Origin of the sequence: Amycolatopsis cynarae (assembly GCF_026802195.1) — a bacterium.
In the GTDB taxonomy this organism is placed as follows: Bacteria; Actinomycetota; Actinomycetes; order Mycobacteriales; family Pseudonocardiaceae; genus Amycolatopsis_E; species Amycolatopsis_E rhizosphaerae.
Map to the genome: position 1 here is coordinate 2,061,541 of NZ_CP113836.1, position 19,015 is coordinate 2,080,555.

Below are 19,015 nucleotides of genomic sequence, written 5' to 3' on the forward strand. Positions count from 1 at the left end.
ACTCTATGGTTCTGAAACACCACGCGACCCTGTTTATTGGATAGTGGTTGTGTGTGATCATAATGTTTCGGTGGTCATGGCGGTGGGGAAACGCCCGGTTCCATTCCGAACCCGGAAGCTAAGCCCACCAGCGCCGATGGTACTGCACTCGAAGGGGTGTGGGAGAGTAGGACACCGCCGAACACCTTTTCCAAAGGGCCCGCTAGGATAGCCGGTTGGCTGCCCTAGCGGGCCCTTTGCGCATGTGCAGCTTGAGATGTTTCGAAGTTCGGTAGGAGGAACAGTGGCGGAGTTCGGACGGCGCGACTTTGAGGGCGACGCCGCGTCCGATCGCCCGCGACGCCGTGACTCGGGTCCCGACCAGCGCCGCACCGGCGCACCGCGTGGTGACAGGCGGGGGTTCGGCAGCGGTAAATCGGGGCAGTACGACCGCGGCAACGGTGGCCGCCCGCGTCAGCAAGATCGAGACGGCGGATACGACCGCCCCGATCGCCGGCGCGGCGAAGGCAGCGACAGCGGTGACCGTGGGTTCGCTTCACGCGGAGACCACCGCTCGGCCGAGGGCCGACGGGGAGGAGACCGCGGGGACCGACCCTCGTGGAGCAAGGACCGTGACCGATCCGGCGGCGATCGCCGGGACCGGCCCGCCTGGAACAACGATCGCGGGAATCCGCGGAGTGGCCGTGACGATGACCGGCGCTCGGGTGGCTTCCGCGACGACAGCAAGCGCTTTGGTGGTCCGCGTAGCGATGACCGGCGCTCGGGTGGCTCCCGCGACGACAGCAAGCGCTTTGGTGGTCCGCGTAGCGATGACCGGCGCTCGGGTGGCTCCCGCGACGACAGCAAGCGTTTCGGTGGCCCGCGCGATGAAGACCGGCGGTCCGGGGGCTTCCGGGATGACCGGAGGTCGGCCGGTCCCCGGGACACCGACCGTCGCGGCTTCCGCGATGACGGCCCCCGCTCCGGCGGGTTCCGGCAGGACGAGCGTCGTGGTGGATTCCGGGACGGCACCAAGCGCTTCGACGGCGGCCAGGGCCAGGAACGTCGCCCTGCCCGCGAGAGCGAGCGACAGGGCGGCTTCCGGGAGCGCCGTGACGAGAACCAGCGGTCCGCCGCGGCCCGTCACAACGACCGGCGCGGCCCGCGTGAGGACAACCGCCGTGCCCCCGAGCGCCGTCCGGCGCCTCGACGGGGCCTGGAGGACTCGCCCGCGGAGCAGACGGCCGAGGACGTGGCACTGGCCCGGGAACTGCTGGAGGCACCGGAGCTGCCCGAGGACATCGACTTCGCCGACCTCGACGAGGAAGCGCGGCGGGACCTGCGCACGCTGCCCCGGGGACTGGCCGAGACCGTCGGCAAGCACCTGGTGGCGGCCGGTGGCCTGATCGACACCGACCCGGAAGCGGCACTCGTGCACGCCCGTTACGCCAAGACGAAGGCGTCCCGGGTGCCGATCGTGCGGGAGGCGCTCGGCCTCGTGTCCTATCACGCCGGTCACTGGGCCGAAGCACTGTCCGAGTTGAGGGCCGTGCGGCGGATGACCAGGACCGACCAGCACGTCGCCGTGATCGCCGACGCCGAGCGTGCTCTCGGCCGGCCGGAGCGGGCGCTGGACCTGGCCAAGGAGGTCGCGGGCCGCCCGCTGCCGCGCGAGGTGGAGGTCGAACTCCGGATCGTGGCCGCTGGTGCCCGCCGTGACCTCGGCCAGCTCGACGCCGCGGTGGTTTCCTTGCAGGGAGACGACCTCGACCCGGCCAAGCGGGATCCGTGGAGTGCACGGCTGTTCTACGCCTACGCGGACAACCTGGCGGTGGCAGGTCGCCGCGAGGAGGCCGTGCGCTGGTTCCTGGCCGCGGCCGAGGCCGACACGGACGAACAGACCGACGCGGGCGAGCGCGCCGAGGAGCTGGCGAACCCGAAGCCTGCGGACGAGCCCGTCGAAGGACAGGATGACAGTTCGGATGAGCAAGCCTGACGACCTGGTGTCGTCGCTGTACGACGCCATGCTGCTCGACCTGGACGGCACCGTCTACCACGGTGCCCGTCCCATCCCCGGCGTCGCGGAGACGGTCCGCAAGCTGCGCGAGCGCGGGAATCGGGTCCGGTTCGTCACCAACAACGCCTCCAAGGCGCCGGGTGAGGTGGCCGCGCATCTGCGCGAAATGGCCATCGACGCCGAGGCCGCGGAGGTCAGCACGAGCGCCCAGGCGGGCGCCAGGCTGCTGGCCGAGCGGCTGCCCGGCGGAACGCCGGTGCTCGTCGTCGGCGCACCCGCGCTGGTGGCGGAGGTCGAAGCGGCCGGGCTGCGCGCGGTGCGCGAGGCAGGCGATGGCGTGGCCGCCGTGGTGCAGGGCCACTGGACCGAGACCGGCTGGCGGCACCTGGCCGAGGCCTCCGTGGCGATCCGGGCGGGCGCGCTGTGGGTGGCCTGCAACGTGGACGCCACCCTGCCCACGGAGCGGGGACAGCTGCCCGGAAACGGGTCCATGGTGATGGCTCTGCGGACGGCGACGGGCGCCGAGCCCGAGGTGGCCGGAAAGCCCGCTGCCCCGCTGTTGCGTACCGCCGCGGCCTCCGCCGGGGCGGTACGCGCCCTGGTGGTCGGCGACCGCCTGGACACCGACATCGCGGGCGCCGTGGCCGCCGGGCTCGATTCCCTCGCGGTGCTCACCGGGGTGGCCACCCCGGCCGGGCTGCTCGCGGCGGGTCCCGCCGAGCGCCCGCGCTACCTCGCGGCCGACCTCACCGCCTTGATCGAACCGGCGAGCGCGCTGGCGGTGGGGCCGCGGGAAGGATGGCGGGTCACCGCGGACGGCGGACGGCTCGTCGCCGCCTCCACCGGCTCCACCGATGCGCTGGACCTGCTCCGCGCGCTGTGCGGTGTCGCGTGGGAGTCGGGACACGCCGAGGTGGGCGCGGCCGATGACCGGGCGGCCGTGGCGCTGGCGGAGCTGGGGCTCGCGTCCGGCGCCGAGGCGATCGGTTAGCGTGGAGCCGTGCAACAGCAAAGTCCGTTCAGTGGGGCACCCCGCCCGGTGCCCGGGCCGCCGCCGGCCGCGCCGCAGCAGGCCGATCCGCGAGCGGGAATCGACGAGGCGATGGCCGGGCTCGAAAACCTGGACCGCGTGTCGCTGGCCGGGCACGTGGACCGGTTCGAGGCGGTCCACACCGAGCTGACCTTCGCCCTGTCCAGCATCGACAAGGTTTGAGCGATGCCCCGTAGGGCCCGCCTCGACGCCGAACTCGTCCGCCGGGGCCTCGCCCGGTCCCGTGAACAGGCCAGTGCGCTGATCGCCGAGGGCAAGGTGACCGTGCGCGGCATGGTCGCGACCAAACCGGCCACCGGAGTGGAGACCGGCGAGGCGATCGTCGTGCGCGGCGCCGGCGAGGACCCCGGCTGGGCTTCTCGCGGCGCCCATAAGCTCTTGGGCGCCCTCGAGGAATTCGAACCGCGCGGGCTGTCCGTTGTCGGGAAGCGATGCCTGGACGCCGGGGCGTCCACCGGGGGCTTCACCGACGTCCTGCTGCGCCGTGGCGCGCGGACGGTGATCGCCGCGGATGTCGGCCGCGGACTGCTCGACTGGCGGCTGCAGACCGACGAGCGGGTCGTCGTGCTGGACCGGACCAACGTGCGCAACCTCACCCCCGAACAGCTCGGCGGCCCGGTCGAGCTCGTGGTCGGGGATCTGTCGTTCATCTCACTGCGCCTGGTGCTGCCCGCGCTGGCCGCCTGCACCGTGCCCGGGGCCGATCTGCTGCCGATGATCAAACCGCAGTTCGAGGTCGGCAAGGAACGGCTGGGCAGCGGCGGCGTGGTGCGGGACCCGGAGCTGCGGGTCCAGGCGGTGCTCGAGGTGCTCGCCGCGGCGGAGGCGCTGGGCCTGCACGCGCACGGAGTGGTGGCCAGCCCGCTGCCCGGTCCTTCGGGCAATGTCGAGTACTTCGCCTGGCTGCGCCGAGCGGGGTCCGATGTGGACAGTGTGGAGAACATGGTGCGGATCGCGGTCGGAAAGGGCCCTCAGTGAACCGAGATCGCGAGGTGCTGCTCGTCATGCACCCCGACCGGGAGACCACCCGCGAGGCGGCCCAGAAGGTCGCTGCTCGCTTCGCCGCCGCGGGCATCGGCCTGCGGGTCACCGACGAGGAGGTGCGTGAGCTCGTCGAGCAGGGCGCCGACGGTGCGCGCTGCGCACTGGTCGCACCGCACGACCATCCGGCCGCCGGTGCCGAACTGGTGCTCGTGCTCGGCGGTGACGGCACCCTGCTGCGTGCCGCGGAGATCGCGCGCCCGGCCGGGGTCCCGGTGCTCGGGGTGAACCTGGGCCGGGTGGGTTTTCTCACCGAGGCCGATTCCGACGCGCTCGAAGAGACCGTGCACCGCGTGGTCGACCGCGACTACACCGTGGAGGAGCGCATGACGATCGACGTCAGCGTCTCCGTCGACGGCGAACTGGTCGCCGAAACGTGGGCCCTCAACGAGGCCAGCGTGGAGAAGAGCTCCCGCGAGCGGATTCTCGACGCCCTGATCGAGGTCGACGGGCGTCCGGTGTCCGCCTTCGGCTGCGACGGTGTGCTGTGTGCGACCCCGACCGGCTCGACCGCGTACGCGTTTTCCGCGGGTGGTCCGATCATCTGGCCCGATGTCGAGGCGCTCCTGGTCGTGCCGAGCAACGCGCACGCGATGTTCTCCCGGCCGCTGGTGGTGTCCCGCAGTTCCGTGATCACGGTCGGGGTGGACCCGCACGGTTCGCCCGCGGTGCTCACCTGCGACGGGCTGCGGCATTTCGACCTGCCGGGCGGGGCCGCCGTGCGGGTGGTGTCGGGCCGGGTCCCGGTGCGGCTGGCCCGGCTGTCGCCCGGGCCGTTCACCGACCGCCTGGTGCACAAGTTCGCGCTGCCGGTGAAGAGCTGGCGGGAACGTCACCCACGCTGATCGCCGGATCCGCTGTCGTTCTGTCGGCGGATGCGGCTACGGTGGGGGCCGTGCTGGCCGAGATGCGCATCCAGGGCCTCGGAGTGATCGAGGACGCCCTGCTCGAACTGCACCCGGGATTCACCGTGGTCACCGGCGAGACCGGTGCGGGCAAGACGATGGTGGTCAGCGGGTTGCACCTGCTCTCCGGCGGACGCGCGGAGGCATCGAAGGTGCGGAACGGGTCCGGAAAGGCGGTGGTCGAGGGCCGGTTCGAGGGCGTGTTCGCCGGGCACGTCGCCCGGATCGTGGCGAACGCGGGCGGTGAGGCCGACGACGACGGCAGCCTGATCGCGCTGCGCTCGGTGACCGCGGACGGGCGGTCGCGAGCACACCTGGGCGGCCGTTCCGTGCCGGTGAACGTGCTGGCCGACCTGGCCGACCGGCTGCTGGCGGTGCACGGGCAGAACGACCAGCTGCGGTTGCTGCGCCCGGCCGAACAGCGTGCCGTGCTCGACCGGTTCGCCGGGGAGTCGGTGGCCGCTCCGCTGCACCAGTACCGGGAGATCCGCGAAGAGTGGCTGTCGGTGGTGGCGGAACTGGCGCAGCGGCAAAACCGCTCGCGGGAGCTGGCCCAGCAGGCGGACCTGCTGCGGCACGGGCTCGACGAGATCGCCGCGGTCGATCCGCAGGCCGGGGAGGACGGCGAGCTCGCCGAACAGGTCAAGCGGCTCGCGGCGGCCGACGAGCTGCGCACCTCGGCGGGCGCCGCGCAGGCCGCGGTGACCGGCTCGCTCGACGGGGATCCGGACCAGCCGGGGGCACTGGGGCTTCTCGGTGAGGCACGCCGAAGGCTGGCCACCGCCGAGGACCCGGTGCTGCGGGAGCTGGAGCCGCGGCTCGCCGAGGCGGCGGTACTGCTGGCGGACGTCGGTGCGGAGCTGAGCACGTATCTGGACGGCCTCGACGCCGATCCGGAACGGCTCGAGCAGGTGCTCGCCCGGCAGGCCGAGCTGAAGAAGCTGACCCGCAAGTACGCGGCGGACGTGGACGGGGTGCTCGCCTGGGCGGCGGACGCACGGGCGCGGCTGTCCACGATGGACACTTCGGAGGAGGCGCTGGCGGAGCTCGCCGCGCGGCGCGACGAGCTGGCGGCCCGGCTGGCGGAGCGGGCGACGGCGGTGTCGGCGGCGCGCACCCGGGCCGCGGCGGAACTCGCCGAGGCGGTCACCACGGAACTGGCCGGGCTCGCGATGGGGCAGGCGCAGATCGAGGTGACGGTCCAGCGGCGGCCCGCGGACGCCGCCGATCCGCAGGCGCTGACCGTGGACGGGGAACTCGTGCACGCCGGTTCCGAGGGGATCGACGAGGTGGAACTGCTGCTGCGCGCCCACGCCGCGGCGCCGGCGCTGCCGGTGCACAAGGCCGCCTCCGGCGGTGAGCTGTCCCGGGTCATGCTGGCCATCGAGGTGGTGCTCGCCCACGCCGACACCGTGCAGACCCTGGTCTTCGACGAGGTCGACGCCGGGGTGGGCGGCCGGGCCGCGGTGGAGATCGGGCGCAGGCTCGCCCGGCTCGCGCGCAGCCACCAGGTGCTGGTGGTCACCCACCTGCCGCAGGTCGCGGCGTTCGCCGACCGGCATCTGGTGGTGGACAAGGGCACCGCGGAGGGGGTGACGCGCAGCGACGTGCGCACGCTCGAACCTTCGGAGCGGGTGCGGGAACTGGCGCGGATGCTGGCCGGGATGGAGGGCACCGAGTCGGGCCGCGCCCATGCCGAAGAGCTGCTCGCGGTGGCGGAGGCGGACAAGCTCGCGGCGGAGAAGGAGAGCAAGGCCCGGTCGTCGAAGAGCGCGCGCAAGCGCGGTTCGTCGCGGTAGCGCTTTCAAGGCGACACCCCCTTCCGGGGGAGGGACCTGGGAAGATCACGCACAGAAACACCCATTGTTACGGCGTGTTGAAACCGGGGTTGCGTTCCCCGTTTGTCACCATCACTCGCATGAAGCTCACCGGACTGCTCACGCGCCACACCGAAACCCTGCCCGGGATCACCGGGGTGGCCCGGGTGGACCGGCGCACCCGCGAGCTTCTTCGCCGGGTAGGCCCCGGCGACATCGTCGTGCTCGACCAGATCGATCTCGACCGCGCCACGGCCGGCGCGCTGGTCGAGGCCGGGGTTGCGGCGGTGCTCAACGCTTCGCCCTCGATCTCCGGCCGTTTTCCCAACCTGGGGCCCGAAATCGTGGTGGGGGCGGGCATCCCGCTGGTCGACGGGGTCGGTGCCGAGGTGTTCCACCGGCTCAAGGACGGTGCCAAGGTCCGCCTGCACGAGGGCGTCCTCTACGCGGGCGAGCGGCGGATCGCCTCCGGCGCCGAGCAGACCCCGGAGAGCGTCGCCGATCAGATGATCGAGGCAAAGGCGGGGATGTCCACCCAGTTGGAAGCGTTTTCCGCGAACACCATCGAGTTCCTGCGCCGGGAGCGCACGCTGATCCTGGACGGGGTCGGCGTGCCCGAGGTCCGGGTGCCGCTGCGGGACCGGCACGTCCTGGTCGTCGCCCCGGGCAAGGGGCACGCCGCGGAACTGAAGACGCTGAAGAAGTACATCGCCGAGCATCGGCCGGTGCTGATCGGCGTGGATGCCGGGGCGGATACGCTGCGGGAGCTGGGCTACCAGCCGGACATCATCGTCGGCGATCCCAGCGGGATCGACGCCGAAACCCTGAAGGCGGGGGCCGAGGTCGTGGTGCCGGCCCAGCCCGACGGGCACGCACCGGGGCTGGCCCGCATCCAGGACCTCGGGATCGGTGCGGTGACCTTCCCCGCCTCCGGGAACCCGGAGGACCTCGCCCTGCTCATCGCCGACCGCCACGAGGCGGGGCTCGTGGTCACCGTCGGTTTCCAGGCGACCCTGCGGGAATTCCTCGACCACGGCCGGTCGGGCTCCAACCCGTCCACCTTCCTCACCAGACTCAAGCTCGGCACGAAGCTGGTCGACGGCAAGGCGGTGGCGGCCCTGCACCGCAGCCGGGTTTCGCTCCCGGCGGTGCTGCTGCTGGTACTGGCCGCGCTCGCGGTGGTCGCGGTGGCCCTGCTGACCTCGAACGTCGGGGACGTCTACCTGCACACGCTGGCCGGCTACTGGAATTCGTTCATCGGCTGGCTCAAGGGGTTCTTCGCGTGATTTCCCTCCGGTACCACATCGTTTCGGTCGCCTCGGTGTTCCTCGCGCTGGCGGTCGGGGTAGTGCTCGGTTCGACCGCGCTGAGCGGTTCGCTGCTGTCCGGGCTGTCCGGCGAAAAGGGACAGCTCGCCAGCCAGGTTTCCGATCTGCAGGCCCAGCGCAACGCGCTCGACGCGCGGTTGACGGACGCGGACTCCTTCGCCGGTGCCATGGGGCCGAAGATCGTGCAGGGCGCACTGGACCAGCGCACCGTCGTCCTGATCACCACCGACACCGCGAGCCCGGCCGACCGGGACGCGGTGCGGCAGCTGATCCAGCAGTCGGGCGCGACCGTGACCGGCGAGCTGCAGCTGACCTCGGCGTTCACCGATCCGTCCAAAGCGGACCAGTTGCGGCAACTGGTGACGCGGCTGCAGCCCGCGGGTTCCTCCTTCCCGACCGCCGGTGACCCGGGCACCCTCGCCGGGGCGCTGGCCGGGTCGGTGCTGTTGCTCGACAAGCAGACCGCGCGGCCGCAGTCGACCTCGGCCGAGCTGGCGGCGGCGATCGGCGGACTCACCGACGGCGGTTTCGTCAAGGCGACGCAGGGCCTGGGCCCGGCGCAGCTGGCCGTCGTCCTCACCAGCGGGCAGGCCGCCGGGGATGGCGCGGGGGACCGCGCCGCCACCCTCGCCCGGTTCGCCACCCAGCTGGACCGCTCGGGGGCGGGCACGGTGCTGGCCGGTGATCCCGGTTCGGCGGAGGGTAGCGGAGCCATCGGTTTCGTCCGTGCCGACACCTCGGCCACCTCGGTGTTATCCACTGTGGACAACGTGAACACGGCGGCGGGCCGGATCGCGACCATCCTCGCGCTGAAGGAACAGCTCGACGGCGGTGCGGGCCGGTACGGCATCGCGGGCAACGCCCAGGCCCCGGCGCCGGGTGTCGCGCCCGCCCGCAGCTGACCCGCGAACAGCCCCTCAGGCTTGGTGGTCGTCTTCCGCTTCCCAGTCCTCGTCCTCGCGCAACTGATCGGCGCTCTCGTCCAGCAGCCGCCGGGACTGTTCGTCGAGGAAGGGGAGCAGCGCACCGCAGTCTCGGCACGCGCGGGCGAAGGGGGCGGTGAACTCGGGCCGGGGCTTGAAGAAGCCCGGACGGCGGAACTTCAGGCGCATGAGCCCGGGGCCGTACTGCCCCGGATTCGGAACCCTCAGCTGTCCGAGGGGGCTCAACCGATCCGAACCGCACATGGGGCAACGCATGCGGTGAGCCTATCGGCCGTGACCCGGGTCAGCGGCGGGTTTCGATCTTCAGGTCGCCCTTGAGCACAGTACGGATGTGGTCACTGGCGAGCAGGTCGTGCGGAGCGCCGAGTTCGATCGCGCTGGCCTCGTCGAGACGGGCCAGCTGGGAGGGCGTGAAGTCGACCTCCAGCGCGCCCAGGTTGTCCTCCAGTTGCCCGGGGGTGCGGGCGCCGATGATCGGTGCCGTCACGCCCGGGTTCTGCAGGGTCCAGGCCAGCCCGACCTGGGCGGGTGTGCGGCCCAGTTCCGTGGCGACCTCCTTCACGACCTCGGCGATGGCGAGGTTGCGTTCGGTGAGCGTGCCCAGGGCGAAGTTGAAGCTCTTGCGGGTGCCGTCGTCGGAGGCGACGTTCGCCGCGGTCAGGTCGGCGCGGCTGTACTTGCCGGTGAGCACCCCGCCGGCCAGCGGCGAGTACGGGATCACACCCAGCCCCATCTCGCGTGCCATGGGGATCAGGTCTCGTTCCCCGGCGCGGTCGGCCAGGTTGTATTCGATCTGCAGCGCGACCAGCGGCGACCAGCCGCGCAGGTCGGCGATCGCCTGCATGCGCGACACCTGCCAGGCCGGGGCGTTGGAGATCGCCACGTACAGGACCTTGCCCTGCCGGACCAGATCGTCCATGCCGCGCAGGATCTCCTCGACCGGCGTCGTGAAATCCCACACGTGCAGGAAGAGCAGATCGATGTAGTCCGTGTTCAGCTGCCGCAGACTGGCTTCCACCGACGTGAACAGGCTCTTGCGGTGAGCGCCCCCGGAGTTCGGATCGCCCGGCCGGCGCAGCGTGGTGTATTTCGTGGCCAGCACCAGGCTTTCGCGGTTGTCGCGGGTGAATTCGCCCAGCATGCGCTCGGAGCTGCCATTGGTGTAGGTGTTGGCGGTGTCGATGAAGTTGCCGCCGCGCTCGACGTAGAGGTCGAACAACTTGCGCGCATCGTCCTGCCCGGCGCCCCAGCCCCACTCGGTGCCGAAGGTCGCCGCACCGAGCGCCAGCGGTGAGACCCGCAGCCCGGAGCGGCCCAGCAGCCGGTAGGTGTCGAGGGTGAGCGGCATCGTGCCTCCTGTGCTTGTGATCTATTGGCGAAAACAAGTCTGCGGCCGCCACGAGCCGGGGATAAGGGAAGGAAGTTCCTGGGAACACCTTTCCTACCCGGGTTGTTGGCTCGAACGTGATCACTCGCACCGTGGAGACGACACAGGAGTTGGCCGCGTTCCTGCGGACCCGGCGCGAACGCCTCGACCCACTCGATTTCGGCCTGCCGTTGCGCCGGCAGGCCCGGCGGACCCCGGGACTGCGCCGCGAAGAGGTCGCCGAACTGGCTGGGATCAGTACCGACTACATCGTGCGGCTGGAACAGGGCCGTGGCCTGCGGCCCTCGGCGGACGTGGTGGAGGCGCTGGCCAGGGCGCTGCGCCTGACTCCCGACGAACGCGCCTATCTCTTCGGCCTGGCCCGACAGCGCCCCCGCGGCGACGGCAAGCTCGCCACCACCGCGGCGCCGTCGCTGGCCCGCCTGGTGGCCGACCTGTCGCCGCTACCGGCCATGCTGATGAACCACCGCTACGACATCCTGGCCTGGAACGGCGAAATGGCGAGGCTGCTCCTGGATTTCGACGCCCTGCCGTCGTCACAGCGCAATTCGATGTGGTTGTGCCTGATGCATCCGGCGATGCGTGAGCTCTATGTCGACCGCGAACGCGTCGTGCGACAGGGGATCGCGCACCTGCGTGCCGCCTGGGCCGCGCATCCGGAGGATCAGCCGTTGACCGACCTCATCACCGAATTCATCGCTCGTGACGACGAATTCGCGCGTTGGTGGGGTGAGCGAGACGTCGAGGTCAACGGCCGCGGGCGCAAGGAGCTGCGGCATCCCGAAGCCGGTGTGATCGCCGTGGACTTCGAAGTGCTCATGCCGCTTCAGGATCAGGACCAGCGGTTGCTGATCTACCGCGCCGCGGACGACGAGAGCCGGTCGGCATTGGACCGGTTGTGCGCAGGGTGACGCCGAGGTCCACCACCTCGCCGGAGTCGGCTGAGCCTGGCCTCAGGCGAGCATCGCCCCCCAGGCGCCGGTGAAACCGGGGAAGGTCTTCCCGACCGTCGCGGGGTTCTCGACGAGCACGCCGGGCACGCGCAGGCCCAGCACCGCCGCGGCCATCACGAGCCGGTGATCCTCGTAGGTGTGGAAGACGCCGCCGTGCAGCGGGGCCGGGGTGATCTTCAGGCCGTCCTCGGTCTCGGCGACCCCGGCGCCCAGGCCGGACAGCTCGGTGGCCAGCGCGGCCAGCCGGTCGGTTTCGTGCCCGCGCAGGTGCGCCACGCCGGAGATGACGGAGGGACCCTCGGCGAAGCACAGCATCGCCGCCACCACCGGGGTCAGCTCGCCCACCTCGTGCAGGTCCAGCCGGGCCCCGGGAATGCTGCCGGTACCGGTGACGGTCAGGCCCCCGGCGTCCAGTTCGACGCCCTGGCCCAGATCGGTGAGCAGCCCCCGTAGCCAGTCACCCGGCTGGGTGGTTTCCTCGGGCCAGCCCTCCAGGCGCACCCGGCCCCCGGCCACCGCGGCCGCCACCACGAACGGCGCCGCCGTGGACAGGTCCGGTTCCACGGTGTAGTCGGGGCAGGACAGCCGGGCGGGCGGCACGTGGAACTCGGTGCCGGAGCGCTCCGGCGCGGCGCCGAACCGCCGCAGCAGGTCGAGTGTCATCGCGATGTGCGGTTCGCTGGGCGGGGCGCCGCCGATCAGGCGCACCGTGACACCCGAGCCGAAGGACGGGCCCGCCAGCAGCAGTGCCGACAGGAACTGGCTGGAGGCGCGGGAATCCAGTTCCACCTTGCCACCGGCGATGCCGCCGTGGCCCCGCACCGTGAACGGCGGGGCGCCACGGCCCCCGTCGTCGATGTCCACGCCGAGTTCGGTCAGGGCCCGCAGCAGCGGGGCGATCGGCCGCCGGCGGATCGCCTCGTCCCCGTCGAACAGCACCGGCCGCGAGCCCAGGCCCGCCAGCGCCGGGGTGAACCGCGCTACCGTTCCGGCGTTGCCGAGCGCGACCGAGACCGGATCGGTACCCGAGGGCGCCATCGGCCGGACGAGCACGTCCTCCCCGCCGGGTTCGGTGGTGGCGCCGAGCGCGGTCAGCGCGCCCAGCATGAGCCGTGCGTCCCGGGAATCCAGCGGCCTGCGCACCAGGGTGGGCTCCGCGGACAGCGCGGCCAGGACGTAGGCCCGGTTGGTGATCGACTTCGAGCCGGGGACGCGCACGCTCGCCTCCAGCGGGCCGGACGCCACCGGTGCCGACCACGTGTTCGCTGTGTTTCCGGCCACGAATGCTTCTCCTCCTCGGGGAAACCTGCCTGTCGACATCGAACTATGCCGGTGAGGCAGGCGAACGTCCGGGGCAGGGTGCGATAGGGTGGAAGCCCGTGGGACTTCAGCCGCGGACAGCCAAGTACGTCTTTGTCACCGGAGGCGTCGCCTCCTCACTGGGTAAGGGACTCACCGCCTCGAGCCTGGGTCAACTCCTTACCTCCCGTGGCCTCCGGGTCACGATGCAGAAACTGGATCCCTATCTGAACGTGGATCCGGGCACCATGAACCCCTTCCAGCACGGCGAGGTCTTCGTCACCGAGGACGGCGCCGAGACCGACCTCGACATCGGCCACTACGAGCGGTTCCTCGACCGGGACCTCTCCGGCTCGGCCAACGTCACCACCGGGCAGGTCTATTCGGAGGTCATCGCCAAGGAACGGCGCGGGGAGTACCTCGGCGACACCGTCCAGGTGATCCCGCACATCACCGACGAGATCAAGCGGCGCATCATGGCCGTCGCGGAGTCCGACGGCACGGGCCTTCGCCCCGACGTGGTCATCACCGAGGTCGGCGGCACCGTCGGCGACATCGAATCGCTGCCCTTCCTGGAGGCCTGCCGCCAGGTGCGGCACGAGATCGGCCGCGACAACTGCTTCTTCCTGCACGTGTCCCTGGTGCCCTACCTGGCACCGTCCGGCGAGTTGAAGACCAAGCCCACCCAGCACTCCGTGGCGGCCCTGCGCAACATCGGCATCCAGCCCGACGCGCTGGTCTGCCGGGCCGACCGCGACCTGCCCGAGGACCTCAAGCGCAAGATCGGGCTGATGTGCGACGTGGACAACGAGGCCGTCATCGCCTGCCCCGACGCTTCGTCCATCTACGACATCCCGAAGGTCCTGCACCGCGAGGCGCTCGACGCCTACGTCGTGCGGCGGCTCGGCCTGCCCTTCCGTGACGTCGACTGGACGGTGTGGGGCGATCTGCTCGAGCGCGTGCACAATCCCGCCGAAACGGTGCGGATCGCGCTCGTGGGCAAGTACATCGACCTCCCCGACGCCTATCTTTCGGTGACCGAAGCGCTGCGCGCCGGCGGGTTCGCGCACCGGGCCAAGGTGGAGATCGTCTGGGTCGCTTCCGACGAGGCCACCACTCCCTCCGGCGCCGCCCACGCCCTGTCCGGTGTGGACGGTGTGCTGGTGCCGGGCGGGTTCGGCGTGCGCGGGATCGAGGGCAAGATCGGGGCCATCACCTACGCGCGCACCCGCGGCATCCCGGTGCTCGGGCTGTGCCTGGGCCTGCAGTGCATGGTCATCGAGGCGGCGCGCAACCTGGCGGGCATCGAAGGTGCCAACTCCGCGGAGTTCGACGAGACCACGGAGCCGGTGATCTCCACGATGGCCGACCAGAAGGACGTCATCGCCGGGGAGCGGGACATGGGCGGCACCATGCGGCTCGGCGCCTACCCGGCGAAGCTGCTGCCGGGTTCCCAGGTGGCCAAGGCCTACGGCACCACCGAGGTGTCCGAACGGCACCGGCACCGCTACGAGGTCAACAACGCCTACCGCAAGCGGCTCTCCGAAGCGGGCCTGGTGTTCTCCGGCACCTCGCCGGACAACCGGCTGGTGGAGTTCGTGGAGCTGCCGGAGGAGGTGCACCCGTTCTTCGTGGGCACCCAGGCGCACCCCGAGCTCAAGAGCCGGCCGACCCGGCCGCACCCGCTGTTCGACGCCTTCATCGCCGCCGCGGTGAAGTACCGCACCGCGGACCGGCTGCCGGTGGAGCTGCCCGAGCCCACGGCGAGCGTGCGGTGACCGAACCCGGCGCGCACGACTTCCCCGTCGTGTCCAGCACCGATGTCCACATCGGACGTGTGGTGGGGCTGCGGGTGGACGACGTGGTCATGCCGGGCGGGACGGTGGCCCGCCGCGAGGTGGTCGAGCACCTCGGTGCGGTGGCCATCGCCGCGCTCGACGACGAGGGCTCGCTCACGCTGATCCACCAGTACCGGCACCCGCTGCGCCGCCGCATCTGGGAACTGCCCGCCGGGCTGCTCGACGCCGACGGGGAGTCCCCGGTCGAGGCGGCCCGCCGGGAGCTGGTGGAGGAGGCCGGGCTGACCGCGGCACGGTGGGACACGCTGGTCGACGTGGCGGCCTCGCCGGGGTTCACCGACGAGGTGGTGCGCGTGTTCCTCGCCCGTGAACTGTCCGTTGTGGACCGTGACCCGCTCGGTCACGACGACGAGGAGGCCGACCTGGTGGTGCGCCGGGTGCCGCTGCCGGAGGCGGTCCGGATGGCGCTGGCCGGGGAACTGGTCAACGGGGCCACGGTGGCCGGTGTGCTCGCCGCGCACGCGGTGCTCACCGGCGGGCTCCCGGCCCGGGCGGCCGACGCTCCCTGGCCCGACCGGCCCACCACCTTCGCCCACCGCATCCGCTGAGCGGCGGGGGCCGCGCCCTGCTCGGGCGGTGGCTTCCCGCGCCGTGAGGGGTCCCCTCACAGTCGATACGACCAGGGTCCCGGCAAAGTCGTGTTGGGCCTGGTTGCAGGGCAGGCACGGTCTCTAGTTGATCATGTGGTTTGTCGAAGACCCTTGATCATGCGAGAGAGCCGTGCCTGCCGTTGCATCATGCCCCACCGTTGCTGGTTTTGATCGTCTGACCCCTGACGGGTCTGTTCCAGAGCCTGTGCAGGTGTGGGATCTGGCTGATCACCTGGATGTGGTGCCGGACCCGCGCAAACCCCGCGGTGTGCGCCATACGCTGCGCTCGATCCTGCTGATCGCCGCAGCGGCAGTGTGCGCGGGATGCCGTTCCTTTACCGCGATCGGCGAATGGGCCGCCGACGCCGCGCAAGCGGACCTGGCGCGGCTGGGAGCCCGCCACGACCGCAAAGCCAACCGACTGGTGGCACCGGACGAGGCCACCCTGCGGCGCACCCTGCAACAAGTCGACGGCGAGGCAGTGGACGCCGCGATCGGCGCCTGGCTGCAGGAACGCCTGGCCCAGCAACCCCAGCCCCAGAACAAGCGCCCCGCGATCGCGGTGGACGGCAAAACCGTGCGCGGCGGCCGCCGCCATGACGGCCGCCCGGTGCATCTTCTGGCCGCCTTCGACCGCGACAGCGGCACCGTGCTGGCCCAAGCCCAGCTACCCGGCAAAGACAGCGAAGTCGCCTGGTTCGCCCCACTACTGGACCGCATCGACCTCACAGGCGCCATCATCACCGCCGACGCCCTGCACACCACCGCCCACCACGCCCGCTACCTCACCGAACGCGGCGCCGACTACCTCTTCCCCGTCAAAGGCAACCGCCGCTACCTGCTGGACAAACTCATCCCCCTGCCCTGGACCACCACCCCCGCACACACAGACACCTGCACCGGGCACGGCCGCCACGAACGCCGCACCATCCAGGTCCTACCCACCCCAGAAGGCATCCGCTTCCCCCACGCCCGCCAAGTCTGGCGCCTACACCGCCACACCACCCACACCAACGGCCGCACCCACACCGAAACAGTCCTGGGCATCACCAGCCTGACCGACACACCAACCCAACTAGCCACCCACATCCGCGATCACTGGGGCATCGAAAACAGACTGCACTGGGTCCGCGACGTCACCTACGGCGAAGACACCTCCCGCATCCGCACCGGCACCGCACCCCGCGTCATGGCCAGCCTGCGCAACCTCGCCATCAGCACACACCGCCTCAACGGCGCCACCAACATCGCCGCCGCACTACGCCACACCGCCCGCAACCACAACCGACCACTCACCCTCCTCCACCTCCCCTAACACGACTTTGCCGGAACCCTGGCCGATACGACAGTGAGGGGACCCCTCACGGCTGCGCCCCCTCCTCCGCGGCGAGGGGCCCGAGGCGGCACGGGGTGCTTGCGGGCAGGGCTAGGGTCGAGGCCGTGGCGGACGTGGGGCGCGGCATCCCGGTGGCACAGGTGGTTACGGCCTATCTCGACCACCTCGCGGTGGAGCGCGGGACGGCCCGCAACACGCTCGACGGCTACGCGCGTGATCTTCGTCGTTACGTCTCGTACCTGGAGCGCGCCGGGGTCACCGACTTCGCCCGCATCGCCGAGGCCGACGTGACCGCCTTCGGTGCGGCCCTGCGGGAGGGCGACGGAGACCTTCCACGACTGGCCGCCTCGTCGGCGGCCAGGGCGCTGGTGGCGGTGCGTGGCCTGCACCGGTTCGCCCACCTCGACGGCATCACCGAGGACGACCCGGCCCGCGAGGTACGCCCGCCCGCCACGGCCCGGCGGCTGCCCAAGGCACTGCCGGTGCCGGACGTGCTCCGCCTGCTGGACATGCCCGGCACCGAGGGGGAGCGCGCGCTACGCGACCGGGCGCTGCTGGAACTGCTGTATTCCACCGGCTCACGGATTTCCGAGGCGGTCGGGCTCGACGTCGACGACGTGGACACCCGCGACCGCACCGTGCTGCTCGACGGCAAGGGCGGCAAGCAGCGGCTCGTCCCGGTGGGCAGGCCCGCGCTGGAGGCGGTCGAGGCCTACCTCGTGCGGGCGCGGCCGGTGCTGGCCCGGCGAGGCCGGGGTACCCCGGCGCTGTTCCTCAACGCCCGGGGCAGCCGCCTTTCCCGGCAGAGCGCCTGGCAGGTGCTCAAGACCAACGCCGAGCGGGCCGGGCTGTCCGCCGGGGTTTCCCCGCACACCCTGCGGCACTCCTTCGCCACCCATCTGCTGGAGGGCGGGGCCGATGTCCGGGTTGTGCAGGAGCTGCTCGGGCACGCCTCGGTGACCACGACACAGGTCTACACCCTGGTGACGGTGAACACACTCCGTGAGATATATGCTACCGCCCACCCTCGGGCCCTGGGTTGATCATCGCGCCGGCACGGCGAGCCGCTTTGGCGACAAACGTCCTGCCGAATAGGCTGCCGACGACCCGTCGAACGAGGAGCTTTCGCGCCATGTCGACAACTCAGCCACCGGCCAGCCCGGGCCCGGCCAGGTCGGCCGGCGCGAACCCCAGCCAGCTGACCATCGCAAAAGAGGGGGAACGCGAGGCCGTGGACAAGGCCGTGCCGCCCGCCAAGGTGAACGGCAAGCCCCAGGTGGGCCCGACCGGCAGACCGCTGCGGGCGATTCCCGATCCGCCGCTGCTCGAGCGGCACGGGCCCGCGCAGGTGCTCGCGATGTGCAACCAGAAGGGCGGCGTCGGGAAGACCACCTCGACCATCAACCTGGGTGCCGCGCTCGCCGAGTACGGCCGCCGGGTGCTGCTGGTCGACTTCGACCCGCAGGGTGCGCTCTCGGTCGGCCTCGGGGTGCAGCCGCACGAGCTCGAGCAGACCGTCTACAACGCGATCATGGAACGCGCGGTCACCGCCGACGACGTGCTGCGCAGGACCAAGATCGAGGGCATGGACCTGCTGCCGAGCAACATCGACCTCTCCGCCGCCGAGGTCCAGCTGGTGGCCGAGGTCGGGCGTGAGCACACCTTGCTCCGGGTGCTGCAACCGGTGCTGAGGGACTACGACTATGTTCTGGTCGATTGCCAGCCATCGCTCGGGTTGCTCACGGTGAACGCGCTCACGGCCGCGGACGGCGTGATCATCCCGCTGGAGTGCGAGTTCTTCAGCCTGCGGGGCGTGGCTTTGTTGATCGACACGATCGAGAAGGTACGCGAGCGCTTGAACCCCAAACTGGACATCACCGGCATCCTGGCCACCATGTTCGACCCGAGAACCCTGCACTCGAGAGAGGTCATGGCGCGGGTGGTCGAAGCCTTCGGCGATACCGTGTTCGACACGGTGATCAACCGCACCGTGCGGTTCCCCGAGACCACCGTGGCGGGCGAACCGATCACCACCTGGGCTCCCAAATCGGCCGGTGCGCAGGCGTATCGCGCGCTGGCCCGCGAGGTGATCGCTCGGTGAGCAGGCGAGCCTCCCTGCCCGGGGCTTCCGAACTCTTCCGCCTGACCAGCACTCCCTCCCCGGACTCGGCGCGTCCCGCCGAGGCGCCCCGCCCGGGCACCGAGGGACGCCGCGAGCAACTGGGCCGCGACGGCGCGGCGCGGCGGGGTTCGGGGCGGCAGAAGCACGACTCGAAGATCACGGTGTACGTGTCGGGTGAGGAACTGGTCGCGATGGAGCAGGCCCGGCTGGCGCTGCGCGCCACGTACGGGCTGGCGATCGACCGGGGCCGGCTGGTGCGCGAGGCGGTCGCGGTGCTGCTCGCCGATTTCGAGCAGCACGGGTCAGAGTCGGTGCTGGTCCAGCGGCTGCGGGAGGGGCAGCTCGACATCGAGGAAGCTTCCGGCTCGTGAGTGGCACAGGGGAGCC

The 19,015-nt window shown here is 71.3% G+C and carries 19 protein-coding genes and 1 rRNA gene; 16 read left to right on the forward strand and 4 right to left on the reverse strand.

Features of this window, described 5'->3' with window-relative positions; translation table 11 throughout:
• The first annotated feature begins 66 nt into the window (after window positions 1-66).
• Window positions 67-183 (forward strand): 5S ribosomal RNA (gene rrf / locus ORV05_RS09760).
• A gap of 352 nt (window positions 184-535) precedes the next feature.
• On the opposite strand, the gene ORV05_RS09765 is transcribed toward rrf, so the two are convergent.
• Window positions 536-1,126 (reverse strand): hypothetical protein, encoded by a 591-nt coding sequence (locus tag ORV05_RS09765; RefSeq protein WP_268758127.1) that lies wholly within the window; start codon window positions 1,124-1,126, stop codon window positions 536-538.
• Between the two features lie 105 nt (window positions 1,127-1,231).
• Here ORV05_RS09765 and ORV05_RS09770 point away from each other — a divergent pair, with 105 nt between their 5' ends.
• From ORV05_RS09770 to ORV05_RS09805, 8 genes are all read left to right on the forward strand, one after another.
• A complete protein-coding gene (locus ORV05_RS09770; RefSeq protein ID WP_268758128.1) occupies window positions 1,232-1,975 on the forward strand; it encodes a tetratricopeptide repeat protein in 744 nt (247 codons plus the stop codon).
• Window positions 1,962-2,987 (forward strand): HAD-IIA family hydrolase, encoded by a 1,026-nt coding sequence (locus tag ORV05_RS09775; RefSeq protein WP_268758129.1) that lies wholly within the window; start codon window positions 1,962-1,964, stop codon window positions 2,985-2,987. Before ORV05_RS09770 ends, ORV05_RS09775 begins: the two co-directional genes overlap by 14 nt.
• A 9-nt stretch (window positions 2,988-2,996) precedes the next feature.
• Window positions 2,997-3,209 (forward strand): hypothetical protein, encoded by a 213-nt coding sequence (locus ORV05_RS09780; RefSeq protein ID WP_268760094.1) that lies wholly within the window; start codon window positions 2,997-2,999, stop codon window positions 3,207-3,209.
• Window positions 3,210-3,212: 3 nt separating this feature from the next.
• Complete coding sequence (locus ORV05_RS09785) at window positions 3,213-4,025, forward strand: TlyA family RNA methyltransferase (protein WP_268758130.1); 813 nt, start codon at window positions 3,213-3,215, stop codon at window positions 4,023-4,025.
• 26 nt (window positions 4,026-4,051) lie between these two features.
• Window positions 4,052-4,933 carry an NAD kinase gene (locus ORV05_RS09790; protein WP_268759747.1) on the forward strand — a complete coding sequence of 294 codons (882 nt, stop codon included), beginning with the start codon at window positions 4,052-4,054 and terminating at the stop codon, window positions 4,931-4,933.
• A 50-nt stretch (window positions 4,934-4,983) separates the two neighbouring features.
• Window positions 4,984-6,792 carry a DNA repair protein RecN gene (gene recN, locus ORV05_RS09795; protein WP_268758131.1) on the forward strand — a complete coding sequence of 603 codons (1,809 nt, stop codon included), beginning with the start codon at window positions 4,984-4,986 and terminating at the stop codon, window positions 6,790-6,792.
• 119 nt (window positions 6,793-6,911) lie between these two features.
• Window positions 6,912-8,096, forward strand: coding sequence for a putative cytokinetic ring protein SteA (gene steA / locus ORV05_RS09800; RefSeq protein WP_268758132.1), 1,185 nt, complete (start codon window positions 6,912-6,914; stop codon window positions 8,094-8,096).
• Complete coding sequence (locus ORV05_RS09805; protein WP_268758133.1) at window positions 8,093-9,040, forward strand: copper transporter; 948 nt, start codon at window positions 8,093-8,095, stop codon at window positions 9,038-9,040. The genes steA and ORV05_RS09805 overlap by 4 nt, the downstream gene beginning before the upstream one ends.
• Window positions 9,041-9,055: 15 nt before the next feature.
• Here the strand turns inward: ORV05_RS09805 and ORV05_RS09810 are convergent, their stop codons facing one another.
• Together ORV05_RS09810 and ORV05_RS09815 are read right to left on the reverse strand one after the other, a co-directional pair.
• Window positions 9,056-9,250 carry a hypothetical protein gene (locus ORV05_RS09810; RefSeq protein WP_268758134.1) on the reverse strand — a complete coding sequence of 65 codons (195 nt, stop codon included), beginning with the start codon at window positions 9,248-9,250 and terminating at the stop codon, window positions 9,056-9,058.
• A gap of 115 nt (window positions 9,251-9,365) precedes the next feature.
• Entirely contained in the window at window positions 9,366-10,430 is a 1,065-nt protein-coding gene (locus tag ORV05_RS09815) for an aldo/keto reductase (protein ID WP_268758135.1), read from the reverse strand.
• Between the two features lie 116 nt (window positions 10,431-10,546).
• On the opposite strand from ORV05_RS09815, the gene ORV05_RS09820 reads away from it, so the two are divergent.
• A complete protein-coding gene (locus tag ORV05_RS09820) occupies window positions 10,547-11,380 on the forward strand; it encodes a helix-turn-helix domain-containing protein (protein ID WP_268758136.1) in 834 nt (277 codons plus the stop codon).
• A gap of 42 nt (window positions 11,381-11,422) precedes the next feature.
• Here the strand turns inward: ORV05_RS09820 and aroA are convergent, their stop codons facing one another.
• Complete coding sequence (aroA, locus tag ORV05_RS09825) at window positions 11,423-12,742, reverse strand: 3-phosphoshikimate 1-carboxyvinyltransferase (protein ID WP_407652735.1); 1,320 nt, start codon at window positions 12,740-12,742, stop codon at window positions 11,423-11,425.
• A 59-nt stretch (window positions 12,743-12,801) separates the two neighbouring features.
• Between aroA and ORV05_RS09830 the strand changes: the two genes are divergently transcribed.
• The 6 genes from ORV05_RS09830 (at window position 12,802) to ORV05_RS09855 (ending at window position 18,999) form a co-directional block, all read left to right on the forward strand.
• The gene (locus tag ORV05_RS09830) at window positions 12,802-14,499 is read left to right on the forward strand and encodes a CTP synthase (protein ID WP_268758138.1); all 1,698 of its coding nucleotides are present in this window, start codon (window positions 12,802-12,804) and stop codon (window positions 14,497-14,499) included.
• On the forward strand, window positions 14,496-15,128 hold the full coding sequence (locus tag ORV05_RS09835; protein WP_268758139.1) for an NUDIX domain-containing protein: 633 nt from the start codon (window positions 14,496-14,498) through the stop codon (window positions 15,126-15,128). The genes ORV05_RS09830 and ORV05_RS09835 overlap by 4 nt, the downstream gene beginning before the upstream one ends.
• Before the next feature lie 253 nt (window positions 15,129-15,381).
• Window positions 15,382-16,485, forward strand: a complete 1,104-nt coding sequence (locus tag ORV05_RS09840) for an ISAs1 family transposase (RefSeq protein ID WP_268754146.1) — start codon at window positions 15,382-15,384, stop codon at window positions 16,483-16,485.
• Between the two features lie 161 nt (window positions 16,486-16,646).
• Window positions 16,647-17,549 carry a site-specific tyrosine recombinase XerD gene (xerD, locus tag ORV05_RS09845; RefSeq protein ID WP_268759748.1) on the forward strand — a complete coding sequence of 301 codons (903 nt, stop codon included), beginning with the start codon at window positions 16,647-16,649 and terminating at the stop codon, window positions 17,547-17,549.
• An 89-nt stretch (window positions 17,550-17,638) separates the two neighbouring features.
• Complete coding sequence (locus tag ORV05_RS09850) at window positions 17,639-18,607, forward strand: ParA family protein (protein ID WP_268758140.1); 969 nt, start codon at window positions 17,639-17,641, stop codon at window positions 18,605-18,607.
• Window positions 18,604-18,999: a cobyrinic acid ac-diamide synthase gene (locus tag ORV05_RS09855; protein WP_186382482.1), complete on the forward strand. Its 396-nt coding sequence runs from the start codon at window positions 18,604-18,606 to the stop codon at window positions 18,997-18,999. The genes ORV05_RS09850 and ORV05_RS09855 overlap by 4 nt, the downstream gene beginning before the upstream one ends.
• Window positions 19,000-19,015: the final 16 nt, after the last annotated feature.